21 protein-coding genes are annotated in these 25,162 nt (G+C 63.5%); 10 read left to right on the forward strand and 11 right to left on the reverse strand.

Annotation, left to right across the window (positions count from 1 at the left end; genetic code table 11):
* Complete coding sequence (locus tag EAH75_RS05535) at positions 1-1,806, reverse strand: assimilatory sulfite reductase (NADPH) flavoprotein subunit (RefSeq protein WP_140651035.1); 1,806 nt, start codon at positions 1,804-1,806, stop codon at positions 1-3.
* A 227-nt stretch (positions 1,807-2,033) separates the two neighbouring features.
* Between EAH75_RS05535 and EAH75_RS05540 the strand changes: the two genes are divergently transcribed.
* The 8 genes from EAH75_RS05540 to EAH75_RS05575 all read left to right on the forward strand — a co-directional run bounded on the left by EAH75_RS05540 (position 2,034) and on the right by EAH75_RS05575 (position 12,389).
* The gene (locus tag EAH75_RS05540) at positions 2,034-3,227 is read left to right on the forward strand and encodes a cupin domain-containing protein (protein ID WP_140651032.1); all 1,194 of its coding nucleotides are present in this window, start codon (positions 2,034-2,036) and stop codon (positions 3,225-3,227) included.
* Positions 3,224-4,174 (forward strand): GNAT family N-acetyltransferase, encoded by a 951-nt coding sequence (locus tag EAH75_RS05545; protein ID WP_140651029.1) that lies wholly within the window; start codon positions 3,224-3,226, stop codon positions 4,172-4,174. The genes EAH75_RS05540 and EAH75_RS05545 overlap by 4 nt, the downstream gene beginning before the upstream one ends.
* A 312-nt stretch (positions 4,175-4,486) precedes the next feature.
* Entirely contained in the window at positions 4,487-7,327 is a 2,841-nt protein-coding gene (locus EAH75_RS05550) for a 2-oxoglutarate dehydrogenase E1 component (protein WP_140651026.1), read from the forward strand.
* A gap of 73 nt (positions 7,328-7,400) precedes the next feature.
* On the forward strand, positions 7,401-8,603 hold the full coding sequence (odhB, locus tag EAH75_RS05555) for a 2-oxoglutarate dehydrogenase complex dihydrolipoyllysine-residue succinyltransferase (protein ID WP_140651023.1): 1,203 nt from the start codon (positions 7,401-7,403) through the stop codon (positions 8,601-8,603).
* A 163-nt stretch (positions 8,604-8,766) separates the two neighbouring features.
* Positions 8,767-10,191 carry a dihydrolipoyl dehydrogenase gene (gene lpdA, locus EAH75_RS05560; protein WP_140651020.1) on the forward strand — a complete coding sequence of 475 codons (1,425 nt, stop codon included), beginning with the start codon at positions 8,767-8,769 and terminating at the stop codon, positions 10,189-10,191.
* Between the two features lie 144 nt (positions 10,192-10,335).
* Positions 10,336-10,932, forward strand: a complete 597-nt coding sequence (locus EAH75_RS05565; RefSeq protein ID WP_140651017.1) for a TIGR00730 family Rossman fold protein — start codon at positions 10,336-10,338, stop codon at positions 10,930-10,932.
* Positions 10,933-10,955: 23 nt separating this feature from the next.
* A complete protein-coding gene (locus tag EAH75_RS05570) occupies positions 10,956-11,954 on the forward strand; it encodes a YhdH/YhfP family quinone oxidoreductase (RefSeq protein WP_140651013.1) in 999 nt (332 codons plus the stop codon).
* Positions 11,955-12,023: 69 nt separating this feature from the next.
* Positions 12,024-12,389, forward strand: coding sequence for a response regulator (locus EAH75_RS05575; protein ID WP_140651010.1), 366 nt, complete (start codon positions 12,024-12,026; stop codon positions 12,387-12,389).
* Between the two features lie 75 nt (positions 12,390-12,464).
* Here the strand turns inward: EAH75_RS05575 and EAH75_RS05580 are convergent, their stop codons facing one another.
* Together EAH75_RS05580 and EAH75_RS05585 are read right to left on the reverse strand one after the other, a co-directional pair.
* On the reverse strand, positions 12,465-13,358 hold the full coding sequence (locus tag EAH75_RS05580; protein WP_140651007.1) for a DnaJ C-terminal domain-containing protein: 894 nt from the start codon (positions 13,356-13,358) through the stop codon (positions 12,465-12,467).
* A 74-nt stretch (positions 13,359-13,432) separates the two neighbouring features.
* Positions 13,433-13,885 carry an Hsp20/alpha crystallin family protein gene (locus tag EAH75_RS05585; protein WP_140651004.1) on the reverse strand — a complete coding sequence of 151 codons (453 nt, stop codon included), beginning with the start codon at positions 13,883-13,885 and terminating at the stop codon, positions 13,433-13,435.
* Positions 13,886-14,020: 135 nt separating this feature from the next.
* Between EAH75_RS05585 and EAH75_RS05590 the strand changes: the two genes are divergently transcribed.
* Positions 14,021-14,509, forward strand: coding sequence for a peroxiredoxin (locus EAH75_RS05590; RefSeq protein WP_140651001.1), 489 nt, complete (start codon positions 14,021-14,023; stop codon positions 14,507-14,509).
* 55 nt (positions 14,510-14,564) lie between these two features.
* Positions 14,565-14,792, forward strand: a complete 228-nt coding sequence (locus EAH75_RS20145; RefSeq protein WP_275669865.1) for an ATP-binding cassette domain-containing protein — start codon at positions 14,565-14,567, stop codon at positions 14,790-14,792.
* Positions 14,793-14,872: 80 nt separating this feature from the next.
* Here the strand turns inward: EAH75_RS20145 and gyrA are convergent, their stop codons facing one another.
* The 8 genes from gyrA to rbfA form a co-directional block, all read right to left on the reverse strand.
* The gene (gene gyrA / locus EAH75_RS05600; protein WP_140804715.1) at positions 14,873-17,488 is read right to left on the reverse strand and encodes a DNA gyrase subunit A; all 2,616 of its coding nucleotides are present in this window, start codon (positions 17,486-17,488) and stop codon (positions 14,873-14,875) included.
* A gap of 393 nt (positions 17,489-17,881) precedes the next feature.
* The gene (gene mtnA, locus EAH75_RS05605) at positions 17,882-18,901 is read right to left on the reverse strand and encodes an S-methyl-5-thioribose-1-phosphate isomerase (RefSeq protein ID WP_140804717.1); all 1,020 of its coding nucleotides are present in this window, start codon (positions 18,899-18,901) and stop codon (positions 17,882-17,884) included.
* A gap of 63 nt (positions 18,902-18,964) precedes the next feature.
* Positions 18,965-20,032, reverse strand: coding sequence for a class III poly(R)-hydroxyalkanoic acid synthase subunit PhaC (locus tag EAH75_RS05610; RefSeq protein WP_140804719.1), 1,068 nt, complete (start codon positions 20,030-20,032; stop codon positions 18,965-18,967).
* 12 nt (positions 20,033-20,044) lie between these two features.
* Positions 20,045-21,118, reverse strand: coding sequence for a poly(R)-hydroxyalkanoic acid synthase subunit PhaE (locus tag EAH75_RS05615; protein WP_140650985.1), 1,074 nt, complete (start codon positions 21,116-21,118; stop codon positions 20,045-20,047).
* A 123-nt stretch (positions 21,119-21,241) separates the two neighbouring features.
* On the reverse strand, positions 21,242-23,356 hold the full coding sequence (gene pnp, locus EAH75_RS05620) for a polyribonucleotide nucleotidyltransferase (protein ID WP_140650982.1): 2,115 nt from the start codon (positions 23,354-23,356) through the stop codon (positions 21,242-21,244).
* A gap of 25 nt (positions 23,357-23,381) precedes the next feature.
* Entirely contained in the window at positions 23,382-23,651 is a 270-nt protein-coding gene (gene rpsO, locus EAH75_RS05625; RefSeq protein WP_140650979.1) for a 30S ribosomal protein S15, read from the reverse strand.
* A 168-nt stretch (positions 23,652-23,819) separates the two neighbouring features.
* Positions 23,820-24,746 (reverse strand): tRNA pseudouridine(55) synthase TruB, encoded by a 927-nt coding sequence (truB, locus tag EAH75_RS05630; protein ID WP_140650976.1) that lies wholly within the window; start codon positions 24,744-24,746, stop codon positions 23,820-23,822.
* 27 nt (positions 24,747-24,773) lie between these two features.
* A complete protein-coding gene (gene rbfA, locus EAH75_RS05635) occupies positions 24,774-25,157 on the reverse strand; it encodes a 30S ribosome-binding factor RbfA (protein ID WP_140650973.1) in 384 nt (127 codons plus the stop codon).
* Between the last annotated feature and the right edge of the window lie 5 nt (positions 25,158-25,162).

Raw genomic sequence — 25,162 nt, forward strand, 5'->3', positions numbered from 1 at the left:
TCAGTACACGTCGCGAGCGTAGCGGCCCTGTTGCAGGAGTTCGCCGAGCCAGGCCTTCGCCACGTCGGGCGATTGGCTGCCGTAGGTGGCGATCACGTCGATCAGCGCCGCATGGACATCGCGAGCCATGTGGCTGGAATCACCGCAGACGTAGATATTCGCGCCGGCTTTCAGCCACGCATGCAACTCGGCGCCCTGTTCGCGCAGGCGTTGCTGGACATAAGTCTTATCGGTGGAATCGCGCGAGAACGCCAGATCCAGCCGGTGCAGCGAACCGTCCTTCAGCGCCTGCTGCCACTCGACCTGATAGAGGAAGTCACTGGTGAAATGGCGGTTGCCGAAGAACAGCCAGTTGCGGCCGCTGGCGCCGCTCTCCCGGCGTTCCTGCACGAAGGCGCGGAACGGCGCCACGCCGGTGCCCGGGCCGATCATGATGATGTCGCGCGAGCCATCGGCGGGCAGGCGGAAGCGTTCGTTCGGCTCGATGAAGACAGGCAACCTGCCGTCCTCGTCGGTCGCGGCGAGCAGGTCGGATGCCGCTCCCCAATGTGCGCTGCCGTGCGCTTCGTAATCGACCACCGCGACCGTGAGGTGCACTTCCTCGCCCACCGCCTTCGGACTGGAGGCGATCGAGTACAGCCGCGGCGCCAACGGTCGCAATGCTGCCACCAGCATTTCCGGCTGCCACGTCGCCGGGTGGCGATGCAGCAGGTCGATCGGCTGGTCGACAGCCAGCAGCGCCGCGAACTCTGCGGCGTGTTCCGGTTGCAGCACGCGCGTCAGGCCGCCGTCGCCGCTTGCGGCGGCCAGCGCCGCGATGAAGGGGCGATTGAGCCGGGTGATCTCGCGTTCCTGTCCCAGCCATTGCCGCAACGCCAGCGTGCGGTCCTGGTGTGTGACCTTAAGCGCGCCATCGAATCGCAACGCATCCAGCCATTGCTCCACCAGCGCCGGCGGATTGCGCGGCCACACGCCCAGCGCGTCACCGGGCTCGTAACGCAGCCCGGAACCTTCCAGCGACAACTCGATATGGCGCACGTCGCGTTCGCTGTCGCGTGCCACGATGCGCTGGTTGGCCAGCACTGTGGCCATGAACGGCTGCTCGCGCGATTGACTGCTGCGGCTTGGCACCGCGTGCAGCGGAGTGACCCGCGCGGGCGTGCCGGCCTGCTTCAGCAATTCGCGCACCTGTTCTAGCGTCTGTTCCGCCCAGGGCGTGGCCACCGCCTCGACCTCCACGTCCGCTTCGCCCAGTGCGGCGAAACGGCTGCCGCCCAGCTCGGCCAGCCGCGCATCGAGCTGGCGACCGATCACGCAGAACTGCGGGTAGCTCGAATCGCCCAGCCCCAGCACGGCAAACCGCAAGGCCGGCAGCTTCGGCGCGCGCTTGCCGGCGATGAACTCGAACAGGCCGCGGGCATCGTCCGGTGGCTCGCCGTCGCCCTGGGTGCTGATTACGATGACCAGATGACGCTCCAGCGCCAGCTCGCGCTGCGGATAGGCATCGGCACGCAGCAACCGCACCGGCAAACCGGCAGCCTCGCTGCGCCTGGCCAGCTGCTCGGCGATGCGCTTCGCGTTACCGGTCTGGCTGCCGTAGACAATGGTCATTCGATCGGGCGTCTTGCCCGCCACGGCGACAACGGCCGAACCACTGCGCTGCGCCTGCACTGCCTGTTCAGCGCTCCATGCGGCCACCCAGTACAGCTGCGCTGCAGAAAGGCCTTCCATGCCCCGTGCCAGCAGGGCAAGTTTTTCCGCATCCAGGCTGGCCGCGGAAAGGTTCGGCACTACGACAGAATTCACGGCTACTCCATTTGGACGTCTATACTTCTCGACGTCCAAATTATTTTTTAACGCTGCGAAGGGGAAAGGATGTGTCGGCATGTGCTTATGCCGAGGCCTTATTTCCAGGTGCAGAATGGCCTTCGACACCTGGAACACCTTCCGCGCCGCAGACGCACCCCTCCCACCCCTGCCGTCATCCTCCGAATCCCTCACCTTCCCGCCATAGTCGCCGCTACAATGCGCGAATGACCAAATCTGCCTCCTTTCCGATCGAAGTCCGCGGCTCTGCCGTCCAGCCGCTGGGCATGTCGCCCGCCCGATTCCTGCGCGACTACTGGCAGAAGCGACCATTGCTGATCCGCCATGCGTTCGCCGATTTCCAGCCCCCGCTGCAACCGGACGACCTGGCCGGGCTGGCCTGCGAGGAAGGAGTCCTGGCCCGGCTGATCGTGCATGACGAGAAGCGCGACCGCTGGAACGTCAATCCCGGCCCGTTGAGCGAGGCCGATTTCGCGAGAACGCCCAGCACCAACTGGACCCTGTTGGTGCAGGATGTGGACAAGTGGGATGCGGACGTCGCCGCACTGCTGCAGCATTTCGATTTCCTGCCGAGCTGGCGCGTGGATGACGTGATGGTCTCCTACGCCGAGCCGGGCGGCGGCGTCGGCGCACATGTCGACCAGTACGACGTCTTCCTGCTGCAGGGCCTGGGCCAGCGCCATTGGGCGATCAGCGATGACCTGATGGCACCGAAGGAATTTCGTCACGATGTCGAACTGAAGCAACTCACCCGTTTCGAGCCGACCCACGAGTGGCTGCTGGAAGCGGGCGACATGCTGTACCTGCCGCCGGGCGTGCCGCACGATGGCGTCGCATTCGGCGGCCCATGCATGACGTTCTCGATCGGCATGCGCGCACCGTCGCAGGCCGAACTGACCGGCGATCTGGCCGACCATATCGCCGAGCACCTGCCGGAAGAACTGCGCTACGCCGACCCGGACCTGAAGCCGGCCAAGGCTGCCGGCGAGATCGACCGTGCCGCGATCGATCGCCTGAAGACCGCGTTGCCATTTGCCGCCGCATTGAGCGATGACATGCTGCGCGACTGGTTTGGCTGCTTCATCACCCGCTACCGCAACGCGCAGGTGCCGGCACCGCTGGAAAAGCCGCTGACCGACGCCGCGTTGGCGAAGCAGCTCGATGCCGGCGCGCAACTGCTGCGCCACCCCTGGTCGCGGCTGGCCTGGAGTCGCGGCAAATCCAGTTGTACGCTATATGTCAGCGGTCAAGCCTACCCGGCCACGCCTGCACTGGCGCAGCAGTTGTGCGAACAGCGCGCGCTCAGCCTTTCCCGCAAACCGACCGCCTCCGAGCGCGCGTTGCTGCTGGCGCTGGTCAACGACGGTCACCTGTTACCGAGAAAATCCCGTCGCCGATGAAGCTGCAGAACTTCCACGTCGAGATCGCCGAATGGTCGCGCGAAGATCAACGCGCGGCCCTGCTCGACCTGCGCGACGTCGTATTCATTCAGGAACAGGGCATACCCGAACAACGCGAACGCGACGGCCTGGATGTCGATTGCTGGCATGTGCTGGCACGCGACGACGCCGGCCAGCCGATCGGTTGCGGCCGACTCACGCCGGCACACAAGATCGGCCGCATGGCGGTGCTGCAGGAGTGGCGCGGCCACGGTGTCGGTTTGGCGCTGTTGCGTGAGCTGGTCGCCCGCGCCCATGCACAGGGCTGGCCGGAAGTGGCGCTGGACGCCCAGGTCAGCGCCATAGGCTTTTACGAGCGCGAGGGCTTCGTCGCGTACGGCGAGGAGTTCGAGGACGCCGGCCTGGCGCACCGGGCCATGCGCCTGGCCCTGCCCGCGAACACTGAGGAACAGCCTCCGCTGCGTGACACCGGTGTGCTGCCTACAGGTACGCGCGCCGAGACCACCGATGCGCGCCTGCAGCTACTGGCCGATACGCGCCATCGGCTATCCATCCACATGCCGCTGCTGGGCAACGACGCCTATGCCAGCGCGGAAGAGCTCGCCCAGTTGCGACGCATCGCGATCTCCGGTCGCGGTGCACAGATCCGCATCCTGCTGCACGACCCGGCCGCAGCCTTGCGCAACGACCATCGGCTGATCGCGCTGGCGCAGCGCCTGCCAAGCGCTATCCAGATCCGCATGCCGGTGGAAGAGGCCGACCTGGCCTATATCTCGGCCTATCTGCTCAACGACGCCGGCGGCTACCTGTTCCTGCCCGAAGCGGACCAACCGCAGGGCCGTGCAGCTCTGCACGACCGCGCATCGCAGGCACCCTTGCAACAGCATTTCGACGCGGTGTGGGAACGTGCCGAGCGCGCCAGCGTGTTGCAGAAGCTGGATATCTGAGCACTGCGTCGGCCACGGCTGAACACCGGCTGGCCTGTGACCGGCCATGACGATTCGCCGACGGCCACGACAAATCGCATGAAACCGCTGCCCGTGGCGGGAGACCCGTTAGACCATCGTCGCAAATGCGTACCGACGGCCCGTTTCCGGCAGCGTGCGGGTTGCCGCGTTGCAGCAGCCAAAGGCTATAATTGTCGGGATTCTCCCCAGTCATCCGTTCATGCGGCCTGTCGGGCTTGAAAACCGATGGAAAACCGCGACTTCCTTGGTCACACGGATGGCTGCAAGCATCCTTTCCCTGCCGGTGGTGACGTGACTACAAACCTGATCCGCGAGTTCTCCGAATCTTCCCAACTCGCTGGCGGCAACGCCGACTACGTCGAATCGCTCTACGATGCCTGGTTGGCCGACACTTCGTCAGTGTCCGCCGAATGGGCCAGCTATTTCGAAACCTTCAAGGGCCGCGAATCGGGGGATGTCTCCCATGTTCCGGCCATCGCTCGTATCGAGGCCGCACAAAAGCAGCGTCACGCCGGTGTCGCGACCGTTCCGATGAGCGACGAGCACGCGCGCAAGCAGGCGGGTGTGCTGCGCCTGTTGACTGCCTACCGCTCGCGCGGCCACCTCGCCGCCGATCTCGACCCGCTCGGCCTGACCGAGAAGATGGCCGCACCGGATCTGGGCCTCGTGTTCCACGGCTTGAACGATGCCGATCTCGACACCGAATTCGACACCGGCAACTACGCCGGCGGCGGCCAGCGCCTGAAGCTGCGCGAACTGCTGGCCCGATTGCAGAAGACCTACGCCAGCACGATCGGCGCCGAGTTCATGCATATCAGCAACCACGAGCAGCGCAACTGGCTCTACAGCCGCCTCGAACAGCAGGCCGGCCAGAGCGGCCTGGACAAGACCGGCAAGCAGCGCGTGCTGGATGGCCTCACCGCCGCCGAGGGACTGGAGCGCTACCTGCACACGAAATACGTGGGCCAGAAGCGCTTCTCGCTGGAGGGCGGCGACAGCCTGATCCCGATGCTCGACGATGTCGTGCGCGAAGCCGGCGACAACGGCATCAAGGAGCTGGTGATCGGCATGGCCCATCGCGGCCGCCTCAACGTGCTGGTCAATATCCTGGGCAAGCCGCCGAAGACCCTGTTCGACGAGTTCGAGGGCAAGTTCGAGCATCCGGACGACCCGGCGCATTCGGGTGATGTGAAGTACCACATGGGTTTCTCTGCCGACGTCAGGACGCCCAAGGGCGGCGTGCACGTGGCGCTGGCGTTCAACCCGTCGCATCTGGAGATCGTCAACCCGGTGGTGTGCGGTTCGGTGCATGCTCGCCAGACCCGTCGCCGCGACACCATGCACACGCAGTCGATGGCCGTGCTGATCCATGGCGACGCCGCGTTCGCCGGCCAGGGCGTGAACATGGAACTGCTGAACATGTCGCAGGCCCGCGGCTTCAAGATCGGCGGCAGCCTGCACATCGTCATCAACAACCAGGTCGGCTTTACCACCTCCAATCCGCAGGACGCCCGTTCCACGATGTACTGCACCGACCTGGCCAAGATGGTCAACGCGCCGGTGCTGCACGTGAATGGTGATGACCCGGAAGCGGTGATCGCGGTGACCCGGCTTGCCTACGATTTCCGCAAGCAGTTCCGCCGTGACGTGGTGATCGACCTGGTCTGCTACCGCCGCCACGGCCACAACGAAGCCGACGAGCCCGCCGCCACGCAGCCGGTGATGTACCAGATCATCCGCAAGCGCCCGACCGCCCGCGACCTGTACCAGCAGCAGCTGGTCAAGGAAGGCGTGCTGGCCGAGGGCGACGCGCAGAAGCAGTTCGAGGCGTACCGCGACCGGCTCGAAGCCGGTGCACCGATGACCGAGCTGGATGCTTCGCCCGTACGCGATGGCCATGTCGACTGGGCACGCTTCATCGGCGGCAAGCTGTCGACGCCCACCGACACCAGCGTGCCGAAACAGAAGCTGCAGGAACTGGCCAGCAACCTCCTCACCCTGCCCGCCGATATCACACTGCAGGCGCGCGTGGCGAAGATCTACGACGATCGGCGCAAGATGGCCTCCGGCGAACTGCCGGCCGACTGGGGCTTCGCCGAGAACCTGGCCTACGCCACGGTGATCGACGCCGGTTACGACATGCGCCTGGTTGGCCAGGATTCCGGGCGCGGTACGTTCTTCCATCGCCATGCCGTGCTGCATGACCAGAAGGACGGCCACACCTATCTGCCGCTGGCGACCGTCCGCGCGGGCGCCGATGTCGAAGTGATCGACTCGTTGCTCAGCGAGGAAGCAGTGATGGCATTCGAGTACGGCCACTCCACCACCGATCCGGACACGCTCAACATCTGGGAGGCCCAGTTCGGCGATTTCGCCAACGGCGCGCAGGTGGTGATCGACCAGTTCATCAGCTCCGGTGAAGCAAAGTGGAATCGTCTGTGCGGCTTGGTGCTGCTGCTGCCGCACGGCTACGAAGGCCAGGGCCCGGAGCATTCCTCCGCGCGCCTCGAGCGCTTTCTGCAGCTGTGCGCGTTCGACAACATGCAGGTCTGCGTGCCAACCACACCGGCGCAGGATTTCCACATGATCCGCCGGCAGATGCTGCGTGCCGCACGCAAGCCACTGATCGTGATGACGCCGAAGTCGCTGCTGCGCCACAAGCTGGCCGTGTCCACGTTGGACGAGCTGGCCAGCGGCAGCTTCCAGCTGGTGATTGGCGAGCATCGCGCGCTGCCGCCGAAGAAGGTCAAGCGCGTCGTGCTGTGCTCGGGCAAGGTCTATTACGACCTGCTGGAGGAAGCCGACAAGCGCGGGCTGAAGGATGTGGCGATCGTGCGTGTCGAGCAGCTGTATCCCTTCCCGCGCGCCGAAGTCACCGCCGAACTGGACAAGTACCCTTCCGCGAAGGAAGTGATCTGGTGCCAGGAAGAGCCCATGAACCAGGGTGCCTGGTTCCAGATCCGTCACCACCTGCAGGCCTGCGCGGGAACCAGCCACAGCCTCTCGTATGCCGGGCGCGCGCGCTCGCCGGCGCCGGCAGCAGGTCATCACAATACGCATGTCGCCGAACAGGCAGCACTGGTCGAACAGGCGCTGGCTGCACCGGTCGGCACCGACCAATCCGCGGAATAATATTGATGAGTGCGGTCAGGATGACCGCTCGATCTTCGCGCTCATGGATGAGCGCCTCACCGAAGGAAACAGCATGTCCATCGAACTCAAAGTCCCCGTCCTGCCCGAGTCCGTCTCCGACGCCACCATCGCCACCTGGCACAAGAAAGCCGGTGACGCAGTGAAGCGTGACGAGAACCTGGTCGATCTCGAAACCGACAAGGTGGTACTGGAAGTGCCCGCGCCGGTCGATGGCGTGCTGAAGGAAATCCGCCACCAGGTCGGTGACACGGTGAACAGCGAGCAGATCATCGCGATCATCGAGGAAGGCGCCGCGGCGGCTGTGCCGGCACCTGCTGCTGCCGCGCCTGCGCCTGTCGCCGCTCCGGCACCGGTCGCGCCGACGGCATCCGCCAAAAGTACTGAAGAGCTGTCCCCGGCCGGCCTGCGCGTCGCCACCGAGGAGAAGATCGACCCGTCCAAGGTCGCCGGCACCGGCCGCGACGGCCGCGTGACCAAGGAAGACCTGGTCAACTACGGCAAGGGTGGCAGCACCCCGGCCGCCGCCGCACCGGCCGCGAAGCCGACCCCGGGCGCGCGTCCGGAAGAACGCGTGCCGATGACGCGCATGCGTGCGCGCATTGCCGAGCGCCTGATGCAGTCGAAGAACTCGATCGCCATGCTCACCTCGTTCAACGAAGTGAACCTGAGCGAAGTGGTAAAGATGCGCAAGGCGCTTGGCGACGCGTTCCAGAAGGAACACGGCGTCAAGCTCGGCTTCATGAGCTTCTTCGTCAAGGCCGCCGCCGAGGCGCTGAAGCGCTACCCGTACGTCAACGCGTCAGTCGACGGCAACGACGTGATCTACCACGGCTACCAGGACATCTCGATCGCGGTGTCCACCGACAAGGGCCTGGTCACGCCGGTGCTGCGCGACGTGCAGGACATGAGCTTCGCCGACGTCGAGAAGGGCATCGCTGACTACGCCACCAAGGCGCGCGCGAACAAGCTGTCGCTGGACGACCTGCAAGGTGGAACCTTCACCATCACCAATGGCGGCACGTTCGGCTCGCTGCTGTCCACGCCGATCGTCAACCCGCCGCAGAGCGCGATCCTCGGCATGCACACGATCAAGGACCGCGCCATCGTCGAGAACGGCCAGATCATCGCCGCGCCGATGATGTACATCGCGATCTCCTACGACCACCGCATCATCGACGGCAAGGATGCGGTGCTGTTCCTGGTCGACATCAAGAACCAGCTGGAAAATCCGCAGCGCATGCTTCTTGGTCTTTGATCGCCGTCCCGCTTTGATCGCCTCGGCGATCAAAGCAAATCGATAACGAAGTTCTGGTATCTGAATCTTGCTACGCGCCGTTTTCAAGTGTTGCGTCTTCAATCTTGATGCCCATCTCCGCTACATCCGCGAGTGAACTGACTCGCCGAAAAGGAAGACTTTCATGAGCGACAAATTCGATGTCATCGTCATCGGCGGCGGCCCGGCCGGTTATCACGCCGCGATTCGCGCCGCGCAGCTGGGCCTGAAGAGTGCCGTGGTCGACGCGTTCATCGGCAAGGATGGCAAGGCCGCGCTGGGTGGCACCTGCCTCAACGTGGGTTGCATCCCGTCCAAGGCGCTGCTCGATTCGTCCAAGCAGTTCTTCAACCTGTCGCACAACCTGCCGGCACACGGCATCAGTGTGGAGAATGCCAAGGTCGACATGACGACCTTCATCGGCCGCAAGGACAAGATCGTCAAGCAGTTCACCGGCGGCGTCGATCAGTTGTTCAAGGTCAACAAGATCGTCAGCTTCTTCGGCAAGGGCAAACTCCTCAAGGGCAATGAGGTCGAGATCACCGGCAACGATGGAAAGAAACAGACCATTTCCGCCACCAACGTGATCCTGGCTTCCGGTTCCGTACCGATCGAGTTGCCGTTCGCCAAGTTCGACGGCAAGAACATCATCGACAACGCCGGCGCGCTGGACATCGACAAGGTACCGAAAACGCTGGGCGTGATCGGCGCCGGTGTGATCGGCCTCGAACTGGGCAGCGTCTGGAACCGGCTCGGCGCCCAGGTGACGATCCTCGAAGCGCTGCCCGATTTCCTCGGCACCGCCGACGCCGACATCGCCAAGGTCGCCCAGCGTGAGTTCAAGAAGCAGGGCCTGGACATCAAGCTCGGCGCCAAGCTCGGCAAGGCCGAGGTGAAGAAGGACGGCGTGCACCTGGTCTACACCGACAAGGACGGCGAGCAGAAGCTGGTGGTCGACAAGCTGCTGGTCGCGGTGGGTCGTCGTGCCTACACCGATGGCCTGCTGGCCGACGACACTGGCGTGAAGCTGGACGACCGCGGCCGCATCATCGTCGACGAGCATTGCCATACCGGCGTGGACGGCGTCTGGGCCGTCGGTGATGCCGTACGTGGCCCGATGCTCGCCCACAAGGGCTTCGAGGAAGGCATGGCGGTAGCCGAGTGGATTGCCGGCAAGGCAGGCCACGTCAACTACGACACGATTCCGTGGGTGATCTATACCGAACCGGAAATCGCCTGGGCCGGCAAGACCGAAAAGCAGCTGAAGGACGAAGGCGTGCCATACAAGACCGGCAGCTTTCCGTTCGCCGCGATCGGTCGCGCCGTCGCGATGAACGAAGCCATCGGCCAGGTGAAGATGATTGCCCACGCCGAAACCGACCGCATCCTCGGCGTGCACATGGTCGGCCCGGGCGTATCCGAGCTGATCGCCGAGTGCGTGGTGGCGATGGAATTCAAGGGCTCATCCGAGGATCTCGCGCGGATCGTCCACGCTCACCCGACCCTCTCCGAGGCCGTGCACGAGGCTGCGCTGGCAGTCGACAAGCGCGCCATCCACAAGGGCAATTGATCGATCAGACCGATCCACAATGGCCCGCTCGTGGCGACATGGGCGGGCCTTTCCGTTCAAAAACGAGTGGAGAATAGTGATAAAGAGTGGACCACAGCGCGCTCTGGATTCTCACCCCTATCCACTCTCCACTCAGGTAAGCCCATGCCCCAACCCAGCGCCCTTTGTGTCTACTGCGGTTCCAGCAGCGGCAGGCATCCCGAATACGCCGAACAGGCGCGTGCCTTTGGCACCGAAATGGCCAAACGAGGCATCGCGCTGGTCTACGGCGGCGGCAAAGTTGGCCTGATGGGTACCGTGGCGGATGCCGTGCTGGCAGGCGACGGCAAAGTCATCGGCGTGATTCCACGTCAGCTGGTGGAGCTTGAGGTGGCCCACCCCGGCCTGAGCGAACTGGTGGTGGTGGATACCATGCACCAGCGCAAGACGCGCATGTACGAACTGTCCGACGCCTTCGTCGCCCTGCCCGGTGGCTTCGGCACGATGGACGAGATGTTCGAGATGCTGACTTGGGCGCAACTGGGCCTGCACCGCTATCCCTGCGCCTTCCTCGACGTACGCGGCTATTACCGCGACCTGCGCACGATGATGGAGCACATGGTCGATGAGAGCTTCGTGCGTCCCGAGCAGCGCGACAATATCTGGTTCGGCGAGGACATGACTGCCCTGTTCGACTGGATGGAGGTCTACCAGGGAAGCTACATTCCCAAGTGGATCGACACCAGCAGCGTCAGCGCCTGAAACACTTGCCAAAGGACACCGAGATGACCGCCTTTCGTGCCTTCCGCATCCACCATGACGACGCCGGCCACCGCGCTGGCATCGAAAGCATGGAAACCGGTGCGCTGTCGTCCGGCGAAGTGCTGGTCAAGGTTGCGTATTCCTCGGTCAACTACAAGGACGCGCTGGCCGGCACCGGCAAGGGCCGGATCCTGCGCACCTACCCGCTCAACGGCGGCATCGACGTGGCCGGTCACGTGGTCGCCTCGACCGATCCCGCATTCAGGGAAGGCGATGCAGTGCTGTGCACTGGCAGCGGCCTGTCCGAAACGCGTGACGGCGGCTACGGCGAATACGCGCGCCTCGACGCGCGCTGGACGATCCCGCTGCCGGCAGGCCTGAGCCTGCGTGAGAGCATGATCATCGGCACCGCCGGATTCACCGCCGCGTTGGCCCTGCTGCGCATGCAGGACAACCGACAGAGGCCGGCACTGGGGCCGATCGCGGTAAACGGCGCCAGCGGCGGCGTCGGCATGCTGGCGATCGACATTTTCAGCCGCGCCGGCTACGAGGTGCATGCGATCAGCGGCAAGGCCGATCACTTCGATTTCCTGCGCGGCCTCGGCGCCAGTGAGTGCATCGACCGCCACCAGCTCGTCTTCAGCGGCAAGCCGATGGATACGGCCCGTTTCGGCGGCGCGCTGGACAACGTCGGCGGCGCCATGCTGAGTGGCCTGCTGCCGCTGATTCATCCATACGGCAACGTGGCGCTCTGCGGCAACGCCGGCGGTGTCGCCTTCGACAGCACCGTGATGCCCTTCATCATCCGCGGCGCCAGCCTGCTCGGGATCGCCTCGGCCGGTACCGCGCGCGACCTGCGTGACCGCATCTGGCGACATCTGGCGAATGATTGGAAACCGCGGCACCTGGATCGCATCGCCACTCGCGAAATCGGCCTCGACGGGCTGTCCGGAATATTCACACGCATGCTCGCAGGCGACTCGTTCGGGCGTACGCTGGTGCGCATCGACAACACGGTTTGACGAAACCGCGCTTGGAAGTACGATCACCACGGCTTAGAATCAACGAAACTCGCAGGGGACTTTTACTTTATGGCACGCATCCTGATCGTCGACGACTCCCCGTCACAGTTACTGGGCATCAAGCGGATCGTCGAAAAACTCGGGCATGAAACCCTTACTGCGGAAGACGGTGCCGCCGGCGTAGAGGTGGCCAAGCAGGAACTGCCCGACCTGATCCTGATGGACGTGGTGATGCCTAATCTCAACGGTTTCCAGGCCACCCGCACGATCAGCAAGAATGCCGAAACGGCACACATCCCGATCATTCTGGTGACCACCAAGGATCAGGAAACCGACAAGGTGTGGGGCATGCGCCAGGGTGCCAAGGCCTATGTGACCAAGCCGATCAAGGAAGAGGAACTGGTCAAGGCATTGAACGAGTTCCTGCCGAGCTGAACCGTTTCTTTCCGGGTTCACGAATGAAAACGGCGCCTTCGGGCGCCGTTTTCATTCGTGAACCGCCTTCGCCCCTCAACGGCGCGGATCATAGTCGGCGAATTGCTCCTGCAGCGCCTTGAAGGCCGCGCGCTGCTCGTCATCGTCTAGCACTGGTACGCGGATCGACAATTCCACCAATTGGTCGCCCGGATGCGCACCAGGCATGCCACGCCCCTTCAGGCGCAGCTTGCGGCCCGATTGCGAACCGGCCGGTATGCGCAGATCGACCGTGCCAGCCAGGGTCGGCACCGGTACGGTGGCGCCGAGCGCGGCTTCCCACGGGGTGATCGGCAGCACGTGCACGACATTGCGGCCGTCCAGTCGGAAACGTGCGTCATCGCGTATGCCCACTTCCAGCAGCAGATCCCCGTTCGGTCCGCCGGCCATGCCGGCCTGACCCTGACCGGACAGCCGGATCACCTGCCCCGGCTGGATGCCGGCAGGAATCTTCACTTCCAGCACGCGCTCGCCGCCAGCCGGGTCCTGCATCGCCAGTCGTGTGCGACCTCCGTCGAACGCTGTCTGCAGTTCGATCTGCACGGACGCCTGCACATCGCGCCCGCGCCGTGGACGTGGCTGGCCGCGCTGACCACCCGCCGCGCCCCGGCCGAACAGGCTCTCGAAGAAGTCACTGAAGTCGCCGTCGCCGCCATCACCCTGGCCTTGGCCATGCCAACCTGGCGGTGGACGGAACTGCTCGCCCTGCCGATAACCGCCGGCGCGCAGCTGATCGTAGGAGCGCCGTTTCTCGGCGTCCTTGAGCACCTCATTGGCCTCGTTGACCGCCTTGAACTTCTCCTCGGCGCCAGCTTCCTTGTTCTTGTCCGGATGGAATTTGCGCGCCAGCTTGCGATATGCCGCCTTGATCTCGGCCTCGCTCGCGTCGGGCTTCACACCCAGGATCTCGTAATAGTCTTTGAATTCCACTCGCCACTCCCCGACTCACACAAAACCCGCGGCGGATCGACTCCGCCACGGGATATTCCACAACCTGCCTTGCCTCAGTGGCTGGCGTTGATGGTAATGCGTCGCGGCGTTGCCTGCGCCTTCTTCGGTATCACGATTTCCAGCACGCCGAACTTGCCGTTCGCGGTAATGCCCTCGGCATCGGCGCTGTCCGGCAACGCAAAGCGGCGGTGGAAGGCTCCGCGCGCGCGCTCGACCCGGGTGAACTTGCCACCCTGCGCGCTGCTGCCGGCGTCGCGCTCACCCTTGATGGTGAGGATGCCTTTGTCCATGCTCACGTCGATCTGCGCTGGATCCATGCCTGGAATATCGGCCAGGATCACGAAGCGCTGCTCGTCCTCGCGTATGTCGACCCGCGGCGCCCACTGGCTGGTGACGACGTTGGAGGCATCGCTGTCCTCCGGTTGCAGAAAGCGGTCGAACGCCTGCCGGATTCCCTCGGGCAGCCCGTTGCCTGCGTTCCAGATGCCATGACGACCCAGATTCATCGTGTGTCTCCTCAGAGGTTTGCGGTGAATTACCGCCTGACCAGGAAAATAGGTGCTGTCAGGAGCGATTCAAGGCGACAGACCTGCACCGGGCGATTTAGCATGACGCAGCCCCTTTCCCAGCCCGAGATCCGCATGTCCATTCAGCCCGGCGACACGATTCCCGACGCCACCATTCAACTCATCGATGGCGACCTGCAACCATGCCAGACCGCCACGTTGTTCGCCGGACGAAAGGCGCTGCTGTTCGGCGTACCCGGTGCATTCACTCCAACCTGTTCGAACAAACACCTGCCCGGCTACTCGGCGCACTTCGCCGAATTCCAGCGGCTAGGCATCAGCGTGATGTGCCTGGCGGTCAACGATGGTTATGTGATGCAAGCCTGGGCCGCGTCGCAGGAAGTGCCAGCGGGGTTGCTGATGTTGGCCGACGGCAATGCCAGTTTCACCCGCGCGCTCGGACTGGAACTGGACGGCAGCGCGTTCGGCATGGGTCTGCGCACGCGCCGCTTCGCGCTGTATGCGGAAAATGGGATGGCGCGCCTGGTGCAGGTCGAAGCGCCCGGCGAACTGCGCGTCTCCACCGCCGAGGCGATGCTGGCTGCCATCAGCCGTCAGCATTAGCCGCTGTCACGGCACGCGACGTTTCGACAAAAACACAGACATAGGCATCCAGAATGTGTCGCTGCAGGTGCCGCGTGGCAGCGTCTACGGTTTCCTCGGCTCCAACGGCGCTGGCAAGACCACCACGATCAGGCTTCTGCTGGGACTGTTGCGCCCACAGCACGGCTGTATCGAACTGCTCGGTCAAGTGAAGCTGATACCTGCGGTCACGATCAGCATCGAGTGCTTCGGTGTGATTGCCACGCTGGACATATGGAACTTCACCCGTCGTGAGCATCACTGACTGGTCGAAACGCCTTCAAGGCAGCAAGAAAAAACCCCGGCATGACCGGGGTTTTTCATTCAACCATCCTCAGGCCGGGTTCATTCCTCGCCAGCTGCCGACTCGGTAGCAGCAGAACCGGCGTCGCCTGTCGGCGCATTGGCATCGACGTTCTCTGCGTCCTCGCCGTTGTCCTCTTCCGCTTCCAGCCGCATTACGCTGACCAGCGTTTCATCGGCAGGCAGGCGGATCAGGGTGACGCCCTGGGTGTTGCGGCCGAGCTGCGAGACTTCCGCCACACGGGTACGCACTAGCGTGCCCTGGTTGGAGATCAGCATCAGCTCGTGCGCCTCGGTGACCTGTACCGCACCGACCAACGCGCCATTGCGCTCGGAGCACTGGATACCGATCACGCCCTGGGTGCCGCGACCTTTCTTGGTGAACTCGACCAGTTGGGTACGTTTGCCGTAGCCGCGTTCCGTTGCAGTGAGGATGTCGCCCTCTGCTGCCACGATCAGAGAAACAACATGTGCGTCCTTGGCCAGTTTCATGCCGCGCACGCCCGCCGCAGTGCGGCCCATCGAACGCACGGTGTTCTCGTCGAAACGGTTCACCTTGCCGTTGGAAGCGAACAACAGGATGTCGCTGTTGCCGTCAGTCATTTCGACATTGACCAGCGCATCGCCGTCATGCAGCTTGATCGCCAGCTTGCCCTTCTGCAGCTGGAACGCGAACTCGGTCAGCGGAGTCTTCTTCACCGTGCCGTGTTTCGTCGCGAAGAACACAAAGCTGTCCTCGCTGTACTCGCGGATCGGCAACACCGCCTGGACTTTCTCGCCCTCGCCCAGCGGCAGCAGGTTGATGATCGGCTTGCCACGTGCACCCGGACCTGCCTCGGGTATCTGGTAGACCTTGAGCCAGTACACACGACCTGTGCTGGTGAAGGTCAGCAAGGTGTCGTGCGTGTTGACCACCCACAACTGCTCGACGACATCCTCGTCCTTCAGTGCCGATGCCGAACGCCCCTTGCCGCCGCGCTTCTGCGCGCGATAGGTGCTGGCCGGCTGACGCTTGATATAACCGGTATGCGACAAGGTCACCACCATGTCTTCCGACGCAATCAGATCGAGTACGTTGAGGTCTTCCTGCGAATGCTGGATCTCGGTGCGACGGGCGTCGCCGAATTCTTCCTTGACCGCTTCGAGTTCGCCGCGAATCACCTCGAGCAGACGCTCGGGATTTTCGAGGATCTCGATCAGGCCGCGGATGGTTTCCAGAATCTGCCTGTATTCGTCGGAAAGCTTTTCCTGCTCCAGGCCAGTCAGGCGATGCAGGCGCATCGCCAGGATTTCCAGCGCCTGCGCCTCGGACAACTGGTAGCCGTCGTCCTTCAGGCCATCGCGCGGATCCATCTCTTCGGGCCGCGACGCCTCGGCGCCCGTGGCCGAAAGCAGTGCACGTACCAGGCCGGCTTCCCAACGCCGCGAGACCATGCGCTCGCGCGCTTCTGCCGGCGAAGCCGAGGTCTTGATCAGCTCGATCATGTCGTCGATGTTGGCCAGCGCAACGGTCAGGCCTTCGAGGATGTGCGCGCGGGCACGGGCCTTGCGCAACTCGAAGATCGTGCGGCGGGTGACCACCTCACGGCGATGGCGGATGAACGCCTCGAGGATGTCCTTGAGGTTCAGCAGTTTCGGCTGACCATCCAGCAGCGCAACCATGTTGATGCCAAACGTCACCTGCATCTGGGTCTGCTGGAACAGGTTATTCAGAACCACATCGCCCATCGCATCGCGACGGATCTCGATCACGATGCGCATGCCGTCCTTGTCGGACTCATCGCGCAGTTCGCTGATGCCTTCGAGTTTCTTTTCCTTGACCAGCTCGGCGATCTTCTCGATCAGCCGCGCCTTGTTCACCTGATAGGGCAGTTCGTGGACGATGATCGTCTCGCGACCGTTCGCCTCGGTTTCCACTTCGGCCCTGGAACGCACCAGGATGCGGCCGCGACCGGTGCGATACGCTTCGATGATGCCTGACGAACCGTTGATGATGCCGTAGGTCGGGAAATCCGGCCCCGGGATATGGTGCATCAACTCGTCGATGCCGAGCGACGGATCGTCGATCAGCGCCATCGTTGCCGCGATCACCTCGTTGAGGTTGTGCGGCGGAATATTGGTCGCCATGCCGACGGCGATGCCGGCCGAGCCATTGATCAGCAGGCTCGGTACGCGCGCCGGCAGCACCAGCGGTTCGCGCTCGCTCTCGTCATAGTTGAAGCCGAAATCGACGGTATCCTTGTCGATGTCCGCGAGCAATTCATGCGTGAGCCGCGACATGCGCACTTCGGTGTATCGCATGGCCGCGGCGTTATCGCCGTCAACCGAGCCGAAGTTGCCCTGGCCGTCGACCAGCATGTAGCGCAGCGAAAATGGCTGCGCCATGCGCACGATGGCATCGTAGACCGATTGGTCGCCATGTGGATGGTATTTACCGATCACGTCGCCGACCACGCGGGCCGACTTTTTGTACGGTTTGTTCCAGACGTTGCCCAGTTCATTCATCGCGAACAGCACGCGGCGATGCACGGGTTTCAGACCATCGCGGACATCCGGGAGCGCGCGACCCACGATCACGCTCATGGCGTAATCGAGGTAGCTCTGGCGCATCTCGTCTTCGATGTTGACGCGAATGATTTCTTTGGCGAGTTCTGCCATGAATCGGCTTCCTTGATAACAAAAAAAGGACGCTGGCGCCGCGCCTCCAGCGCATGCGCGAGCGACCCGAAATCAACCCGCGGAGTGTAGCACGAACGGCCTCAAAACTACAGTATTTATCTATTGATAATCAATAACTTACAGCGCCGCCCGGGAGTATGTGAAAAGCATCCCGCACGTTGTCGAAAAATTGACCGACATAGCTGCGTCGAACAGTCGGCAACAGCCTGGATCGGAGGCCGGTGCAGGCCTCCGGAATCCATCAGAAGTAGCGCGATAGCACGCGAACCGGACTGCGGCAACGGAGCCTCGAGGCAATGTCCTGCTGCCTCACCGGTCAGCCGCGCAAACGGGCCCACGATGAAGGCTAGGGGGCGATACCACGCAAACGCGTCACCACCCGAACATCGCCTGCATCGCGATACTGTTGGGCCGTTCGATCACGCCGCGCTCGGTCACGATGGCGTCGATCAGTTCCGCCGGTGCCACGTCGAATACCGGATTCCATGCCTGCGCACCCTCGATCACGGTGCGCCTCCCGGCGGTGCACAGCAATTCGGCAGGGTCGCGCAGCTCGATCTCGATCTCCTCGCCCGTACCAGTGGCCATGTCGACTGTCGAGGACGGTGCCACCACCATGAATTTCACGCCGTGGTATTTCGCCGCGATGGCCAACTGGTAGGTGCCGATCTTGTTCGCCGTATCGCCATTCGCGGCGATGCGGTCGGCGCCCACGATCACCCATTGCACCGCGCCGGACTTCATCAAATGCGCCGCGGCCGAGTCAGCAATCAATTGTGCGGAGATGCCATCACGCACCAGCTCCCACATGGTCAGCCGTGCGCCCTGCTGCCAGGGCCGGGTTTCGCCAGCGTATACCCGCGCAATCCGGCCCGCGGCCACGCCAGCGCGGATCACGCCCAGCGCGGTGCCGTAACCGGCGGTAGCCAGTGAACCGGTGTTGCAATGGGTCAGCACGCCCGACCCTGGCGTGATCAGCGAGGCACCGAACTGGCCCATGTGCCGGTTGGCAGCCAGATCCTCATCCTGGATCGCCTGCGCTTCGCGTACCAGCGCAGTGGCATCAGCGCCGGCCGCGATGCGTTTCTTCATACGGTCCAGCGCCCACATCAGGTTGACTGCGGTGGGCCGGGTGGCACGCAGCGATGCCAGCACCGGTTCGAGCGGCACGTGCTGCTGTGCCGCCATCGCCACACCCCATGCTGCGGCGATGCCGATCGCCGGCGCACCGCGGACGGCCAGATCGCGGATGGCCTGCGTCACTTGCGCGGCATCGCGGCAATCGATCCAGCACTCTTCGCCCGGCAGCCGGCGCTGATCGAGCAGGCGGAGATGGTCGCCTTGCCACTGCACGGCGCGAATGGAATCGTGGGTTTCGTTGGGCGTGATCATCGGTGCATTATCGCCTGCCGCACGCGGATTGCGCACGACTGGCGATGCTGCACGAGCCGCCAATCACGCGCGCTGCTGCAACCATTGATGGATCGCCGGTGGCACCTCGCGCTGCGCGCGGCCGGACACATAGATACCGATATGGCCACCCTTGAACGCGAGCTGGGTGTAGTCGGTGGTGCCGACATGCTTGCCCAGCGCGCGCGATGCATCCGGCGGCACGAGGTGATCCTGCTCGGCGAAGATGTTCAGCACCGGCTGGGTCACCATGCCCAGATCCACCGGTTTGCCGCCGATCTCCAGCGTACCCTTGACCAGCTTGTTGCCCTGGTAGAAATCCTTGATGAACTGGCGGAATGCCTCGCCAGCCTGATCCGGCGAATCGAAGATCCAGCGCTCCATGCGCAGGAAATTTTCCAGCTCGGTCGGGTTGTCGAGGATGTCGACCATGCCGATGTATTTCTGCTGGTTCAGCCGTACCGGCTTCAGCGTGAGGTAGACGTAGTTCATCAGCCCGGCGGGGATGTTGCCCATGGTGTCGACGAACAGGTCCACGTCCATGCTGCGGCACCAGCTCGACAGCATGTTGTCCGGCGTGTGGAAATCCACCGGCGTGACCATGGTGATCAGGTTCTTCACCTTGTCCGCGTGCAGTGCGGTGTAGCACAGCGAGAACGCGCCGCCCTGGCAGATGCCGAGCAGGTTGATCGCATCGAGATCGTGCCGTTTTCGAACCGCGTCGACGCAGCGGTCGAGATAGCCGTTGATGTAATCGTCCAGGGTCAACCAGCGATCGGCACCATCGGGATAACCCCAGTCGATCAGGTAGACGTCCTCGCCCTGCTCTAGCAGGTTGCGCACCATCGAACGGTCGGCCTGCAGGTCGGTCATCCACACCGTGTTGACCAGCGCGTAGACGATCAGCAATGGCGTCTTCGAGGTGGCCTTGCCGTGGCCGGTGAAATGCCACACCTTCAGTTTGTCTTCGCTGTAGACCAGCTCGCGCGGGGTATTCGCGTACTCGGGTTCACGCATGCCGCGCAAGTGGCCCATGCCGGCGGCGAGCTTGCGCTGGAACGTGGCGATATCGCCCAGGGCTTTGGTCGGGTCGATGCGCAATGGCGTGTACATGGCGACGTCTCCTTACTTGCGCTTGCGCGGCGGACTGGGGCGGGATCTGGATGCAGCGGTGACCTTGGCCTTGCCGACAGCCGCCTTGCGCGTCGGCTTTGCCGGAGCCTTCTCCGCGACGGCCGTTCTGGCGGCAGCAACCTTTCTCGTTGAAGAAACCGGTGCCGCGCCACCGGCAACTTGACGTTTCAATGCGACCAGCTCACGGCGCAACGCCATGATCTCATCGGCATGGCCTTCGGACGATGACGTCTGGCTGGCACGAAACTCGCGACGCAAGGCCTGCAGCCGTTCGCCCAGACTCGATACCTCGCTGCGCGTGGGCATACCAAGCTGCTGGCACATCTGCTCGGTTTGCTGCTGCTGCATCTGGCGCACGCGCATCTGGGTATTGACCATCTCGCCGTAGACCTCGCGGAACTCGTCGGACAATGCGATCTCGGCATAAGCCTCTTCGGCGGCGTCCACCCACAGGTCGTACAACGCCTTGAGCGAATCGATCTGGCGACCCGGCTCGGCATGCTCGGCCAGCTTGTCCTGCAAACGTTGCATGCCCTGAGCATTGGCACGCTGGATCAAGCCCTGATAGCGAGCCGAAGCCTGCAACGATTCCAGCACGGCAGCAGTTATGGCCTGCTGCTGCATCTGCTGCTCGCGATTCTGGCCAAAGGCCGGCATCGGCCCATGCGCACCCGGCAGATCGCCGAAGCCGCTGTGCTGCGCCGCCTGCATCCAGGATTGCCATTGCCGCGTAAAGCCTTCCGCGCCGGCGCTGTCGATACCGCCAAATGCCTGCGCAAACGGCTGGCTGGCTCCGCCGAACATCTGCTGCAACTGCTGGCGCCAGTCGCCGGACTGGGGCGCCGCACCACCCGCAGCTGCTGCCTGTATCCAGTCGAAATATCCCTTCAGGCCGGACAGCGTGCGCTCAAGCGTGTCGTTGCCGGAAACAGCTGTCGGTGGTGGCGTGAAGAACGAATTGGTGGCCGGCTGTTGCTGCTGTTGCAGCTGGCGCGTCCAGGCGTCCCAGGACTGCTGTGCCAGAGCCTGATAATCCCTGATGAAATCATTTGCCGGATCAGCCATCGATGCATCCTCGCCCAAGGTTCCTGAGCATCCTAGCAAAAGCCTGTTGCACAAAATCATCAACACCAAAACGCGCAAGGCCCGACATGAGCCGGGCCTTGCGGGATTACCTTATCTTGAAACTCAGGCGGTGGCGCCGCCGGCGCGCTCGTCTTCGGTGACTGCCTTCATCGACAGGCGGATGCGGCCCTGCTTGTCCACTTCCAGCACCTTGACCTTGACGATGTCGCCTTCCTTGAGCTTGTCGGAGACCTTCTCGACCCGCTCATCGGAGATCTGCGACACGTGCACCAGACCATCCTTGCCCGGCATGATCGTCACGAATGCACCGAAGTCCATCAGCTTGGCGACCTTGCCCTCGTAGATGCGGCCCGGCTCGACGTCAGAGACGATCTGCTCGATACGCTTGCGTGCCGCTTCACCTGCCTCGCGATTGACGGAGCCAACGATGATGGTGCCGTCGTCACTGATGTCGATCGTGGTGCCGGTCTCTTCGGTGATCGAACGGATCGTGGCGCCGCCCTTGCCGATCACTTCGCGGATCTTGTCCGGGTGGATCTTGATGGTGATCAGGCGCGGCGCGTACTCGCTCATTTCCGAGCGGGCGGTGGTGAGCGCCTTGGCCATCTCGCCGAGGATGTGCAGACGACCACGCTTGGCCTGCTCCAGCGCCACCTTCATGATCTCTTCGGTGATGCCGTCGATCTTGATGTCCATCTGCAGAGCGGAGATGCCGTCGGCGCTACCGGCCACCTTGAAATCCATGTCGCCGAGGTGATCCTCGTCGCCAAGGATGTCGGACAGCACCACGAAGTCGCTGCCTTCCTTGACCAGACCCATCGCGATACCGGCCACCGGCGCCTTCAGCGGCACGCCCGCGTCCATCATCGCCAGCGAGGAACCGCACACCGAGGCCATCGACGAGGAACCGTTGGACTCGGTGATTTCCGAGACCACGCGCACCACGTACGGGAATTCCTCGATCGTCGGCTTGACCGCCTGCACGCCACGCTTGGCGAGACGGCCGTGGCCGATCTCGCGACGCTTCGGCGCGCCGAAACGACCGGCCTCACCCACCGAGAACGGAGGAAAGTTGTAATGGAACAGGAACGGATCCTTCGACTCGCCACCCGGCGCATCGATGATCTGCGCGTCGCGCGTGGTGCCCAGCGTGATGACGACGAGGGCCTGCGTCTCGCCACGGGTGAACAGGGCCGAGCCGTGAGTCCGCGGCAGCACGCCGACGCGGGCGGTGATCGCGCGCACATCGTCGAGCTGACGGCCGTCGATGCGCACCTTGGTCTTCAATACGCTGTCGCGCATGGTGTGGTATTCGAGCTCGCCGAATTCCTTCGACAGCTCGGCAGACGCCCAGCCGTTCGCTTCGGCCTGCGCCTTCAGCTCAGCCAGCACGTCAGCCTTGATCGCGGAAATCGCGTCGCGACGCTGCAGTTTGTCGCGCACCTGGAACGCTTCGTCCAGCTTGCTGCCGACGGCGCCCTTGAGGGCAGCAACCAGCGATTCGCTGCGGGTCGGTGCCTGCCAGTCCCACGACGGCTTGCCGGCTTCGGTAGCCAGTTCGGCGATCGCACGGATCGCGACCTGCATCTGCTGGTGACCGAACATCACCGCACCGAGCATCACATCTTCGGACAGCAGCTTCGCTTCGGATTCCACCATCAGCACCGCGCCAGCGGTACCGGCGACGACCAGATCCAGCTCGGAGGTCTTCAACTCGGTGGCCGACGGGTTCAGCAGGTACTTGCCGTTCGCGTAACCGACACGGGCAGCGCCGATCGGGCCCTTGAACGGGATACCGGCCAGCGACAATGCAGCGGAGGCGCCAAGCAGCGCGACGATATCGCCGTCAACTTCCGGGTTCAGCGAGACGACCTGCGCGATGACCTGCACTTCGTTCTTGAAGTCTTCCGGGAACAGCGGGCGCACCGGACGATCGATCAGACGCGAGGTCAGCGTTTCCTTCTCGGTCGGACGGCCTTCACGCTTGAAGAAGCCGCCCGGGATGCGGCCGGCGGAGTAGAACTTTTCGACGTAATCGACGGTGAGCGGGAAGAAATCCTGCCCTTCCTTCTGCTTGGTCGCAGCTACCGCGGTGACCAGCACCACGGTGCCGCCCATGCTGGCCATGACCGCGCCGGACGCCTGGCGGGCAATTTCGCCCGTCTCCAGCGTGACTTCGTGACTACCGTACTGGAATGACTTGGTTACTTTTGCCACTTTGTTCTACTCCTCGTCCGGTGGATTAACGGCGCAGGCCGAGGCGTTCAATCAGGGTCTGGTAGCGCGCAAGATCGCGATCCTTCAGATAGCTGAGCAGGCGCTTGCGCTGGTTGACCAGCTTCAACAGACCACGGCGGGAATGATGATCCTGCTTGTGTTCCTTGAAGTGGCCGGTGAGGTGGTCGATGCGGGCGGACAACAGGGCCACCTGGACTTCGGTCGAACCGGTGTCGTTCGGCACGCGGCCGAAATCAGCAATGATCTTGCCGGTCTGTTCTGCGTTAAGAGACATGGGTATACGTTTCCTTGGAAAGGCGATGCGAAGCTTGCGCTTGCATCATCGCGATGACGCAAGCGCAAGCTTCGCCTAGATGAATGAAAGCGTTGAAATAACTTGTCTATTCTACTGATGGGAGTGGTGTTACAACAAGTGCGAAGCGGGTTATCAGGCACATTTTCTTCAGTCCGGCGGCAGGTTGAAGCCGCGCAGGATGCGCGTACGCCCTTCTGCATCGAGTTCCAGCAGTGCCAGCAGCGCGCCGTCGCTGGCAAAAGCCGCGCAGCGGCCCGCCGGCGGTGGCGGATCCAACTGGATCGGCTGGCCACGCGAAATGGCCATGCTCTGCGACTCGTCGAGTTGTACTTCCGGCAGATCGGACAAACCCGCCGCCACCGGCAGCAACCATGCCAGCAGCGCCTCGTCGCCCTGTTCCGCGGCCTGCTCCAACTGCTCAAGCGTCACCATACGCGGCTCACGGAACGGCTCGACCCAGATCCGGCGCAGCGCGGTCAGATGCGCGCCGCAACCCAGATCCTCGCCCAGGTCCACCGCCAGCGAGCGCACGTAAGTACCGGAGCCGCACTCCACCAGCAACTTCAGCGTATCGCTGTTGCGCGCCAGCAAGTCGAGTCGGTACACGTCCACTTCGCGCGGCGCCACCTCGACGATTTCGCCGCGACGCGCCTTCGCGTACAACCGCTCGCCGTCCTGTTTCAGCGCCGAGTACATCGGTGGTACCTGCAGGATATGGCCGCGCAGTCTGGCCAGCGCCGTTTCGATGGTGACTTCATCCAGTTCTGGTACCACGCGTTGCTGCACGATCTCGCCTTCGCTGTCGGCAGTATCGGTGGTGATGCCGAGCCGGCACTCGGCGAGATACGCCTTGCGCGCACCGAGCAAGCTGCCCGCGAGCTTGGTCGCCTCGCCGAAACACAGCGGCAGCAGGCCAGTAGCCAGGGGATCGAGCGCGCCGGTATGGCCGCCCTTGGCCGCGCGCAGCAGGCGTCGCACGGATTGCAGCGCCTGGTTGGAACTCAGGCCCAACGGCTTGTCCAGCAATACGATGCCATGCAGGTCACGGTGCTGGATACGCGGCAGGCGGCTCATCGGTTCAGCAATGCCCAATGTTGCGGTTCAATCCTGCTTGTCGCCAGGTGGTGGAGCGAGGTCACGCGCCTGCTCACGCAGCAGCGATTCAATGCGCTCGCCCTTGTCGACCGAGTCGTCGTACTTGAACTTCAGTTCCGGCACCCGACGCATGCGCATGCCGCTGTGCGCCAGTGAATGGCGGATCTCGTGACCGATCTCGTTCAGTGCCTTCACCGCAGGCAGCCCCTGCTCGGGCATCAGTGCGGTAACCCATACCGTGGCCCAATCCAGATCGCGGGTAATTTCCACATCCGACACACTGACCGACGGCAAACCGTGATCGCGCACAGCCGCATGCACCAGCAAGCCAAGCTCGCGGCGCAGTTCGGCACCGATGCGGTCGGTACGTTTGAAGTCACGGGATGGCATAAAGA

Origin of the sequence: Rhodanobacter glycinis (assembly GCF_006438785.1) — a bacterium.
Classification (GTDB): Bacteria; Pseudomonadota; Gammaproteobacteria; order Xanthomonadales; family Rhodanobacteraceae; genus Rhodanobacter; species Rhodanobacter glycinis_A.

Excerpts from the sequence above, each read along its gene's own strand:
- EAH75_RS05540 (WP_140651032.1), top strand. The coding sequence starts at position 2,034 with ATGACCAAATCTGCCTCCTTTCCGATCGAAGTCCGCGGCTCTGCCGTC.
- EAH75_RS05545 (WP_140651029.1), top strand. The coding sequence starts at position 3,224 with ATGAAGCTGCAGAACTTCCACGTCGAGATCGCCGAATGGTCGCGCGAA.
- odhB (WP_140651023.1), top strand. The coding sequence starts at position 7,401 with ATGTCCATCGAACTCAAAGTCCCCGTCCTGCCCGAGTCCGTCTCCGAC.
- lpdA (WP_140651020.1), top strand. The coding sequence starts at position 8,767 with ATGAGCGACAAATTCGATGTCATCGTCATCGGCGGCGGCCCGGCCGGT.
- EAH75_RS05565 (WP_140651017.1), top strand. The coding sequence starts at position 10,336 with ATGCCCCAACCCAGCGCCCTTTGTGTCTACTGCGGTTCCAGCAGCGGC.
- EAH75_RS05570 (WP_140651013.1), top strand. The coding sequence starts at position 10,956 with ATGACCGCCTTTCGTGCCTTCCGCATCCACCATGACGACGCCGGCCAC.
- EAH75_RS05575 (WP_140651010.1), top strand. The coding sequence starts at position 12,024 with ATGGCACGCATCCTGATCGTCGACGACTCCCCGTCACAGTTACTGGGC.
- EAH75_RS05585 (WP_140651004.1), bottom strand. The coding sequence starts at position 13,885 with ATGAATCTGGGTCGTCATGGCATCTGGAACGCAGGCAACGGGCTGCCC.
- EAH75_RS05590 (WP_140651001.1), top strand. The coding sequence starts at position 14,021 with ATGTCCATTCAGCCCGGCGACACGATTCCCGACGCCACCATTCAACTC.
- gyrA (WP_140804715.1), bottom strand. The coding sequence starts at position 17,488 with ATGGCAGAACTCGCCAAAGAAATCATTCGCGTCAACATCGAAGACGAG.
- mtnA (WP_140804717.1), bottom strand. The coding sequence starts at position 18,901 with ATGATCACGCCCAACGAAACCCACGATTCCATTCGCGCCGTGCAGTGG.
- EAH75_RS05610 (WP_140804719.1), bottom strand. The coding sequence starts at position 20,032 with ATGTACACGCCATTGCGCATCGACCCGACCAAAGCCCTGGGCGATATC.
- EAH75_RS05615 (WP_140650985.1), bottom strand. The coding sequence starts at position 21,118 with ATGGCTGATCCGGCAAATGATTTCATCAGGGATTATCAGGCTCTGGCA.
- rpsO (WP_140650979.1), bottom strand. The coding sequence starts at position 23,651 with ATGTCTCTTAACGCAGAACAGACCGGCAAGATCATTGCTGATTTCGGC.
- truB (WP_140650976.1), bottom strand. The coding sequence starts at position 24,746 with ATGAGCCGCCTGCCGCGTATCCAGCACCGTGACCTGCATGGCATCGTA.
- rbfA (WP_140650973.1), bottom strand. The coding sequence starts at position 25,157 with ATGCCATCCCGTGACTTCAAACGTACCGACCGCATCGGTGCCGAACTG.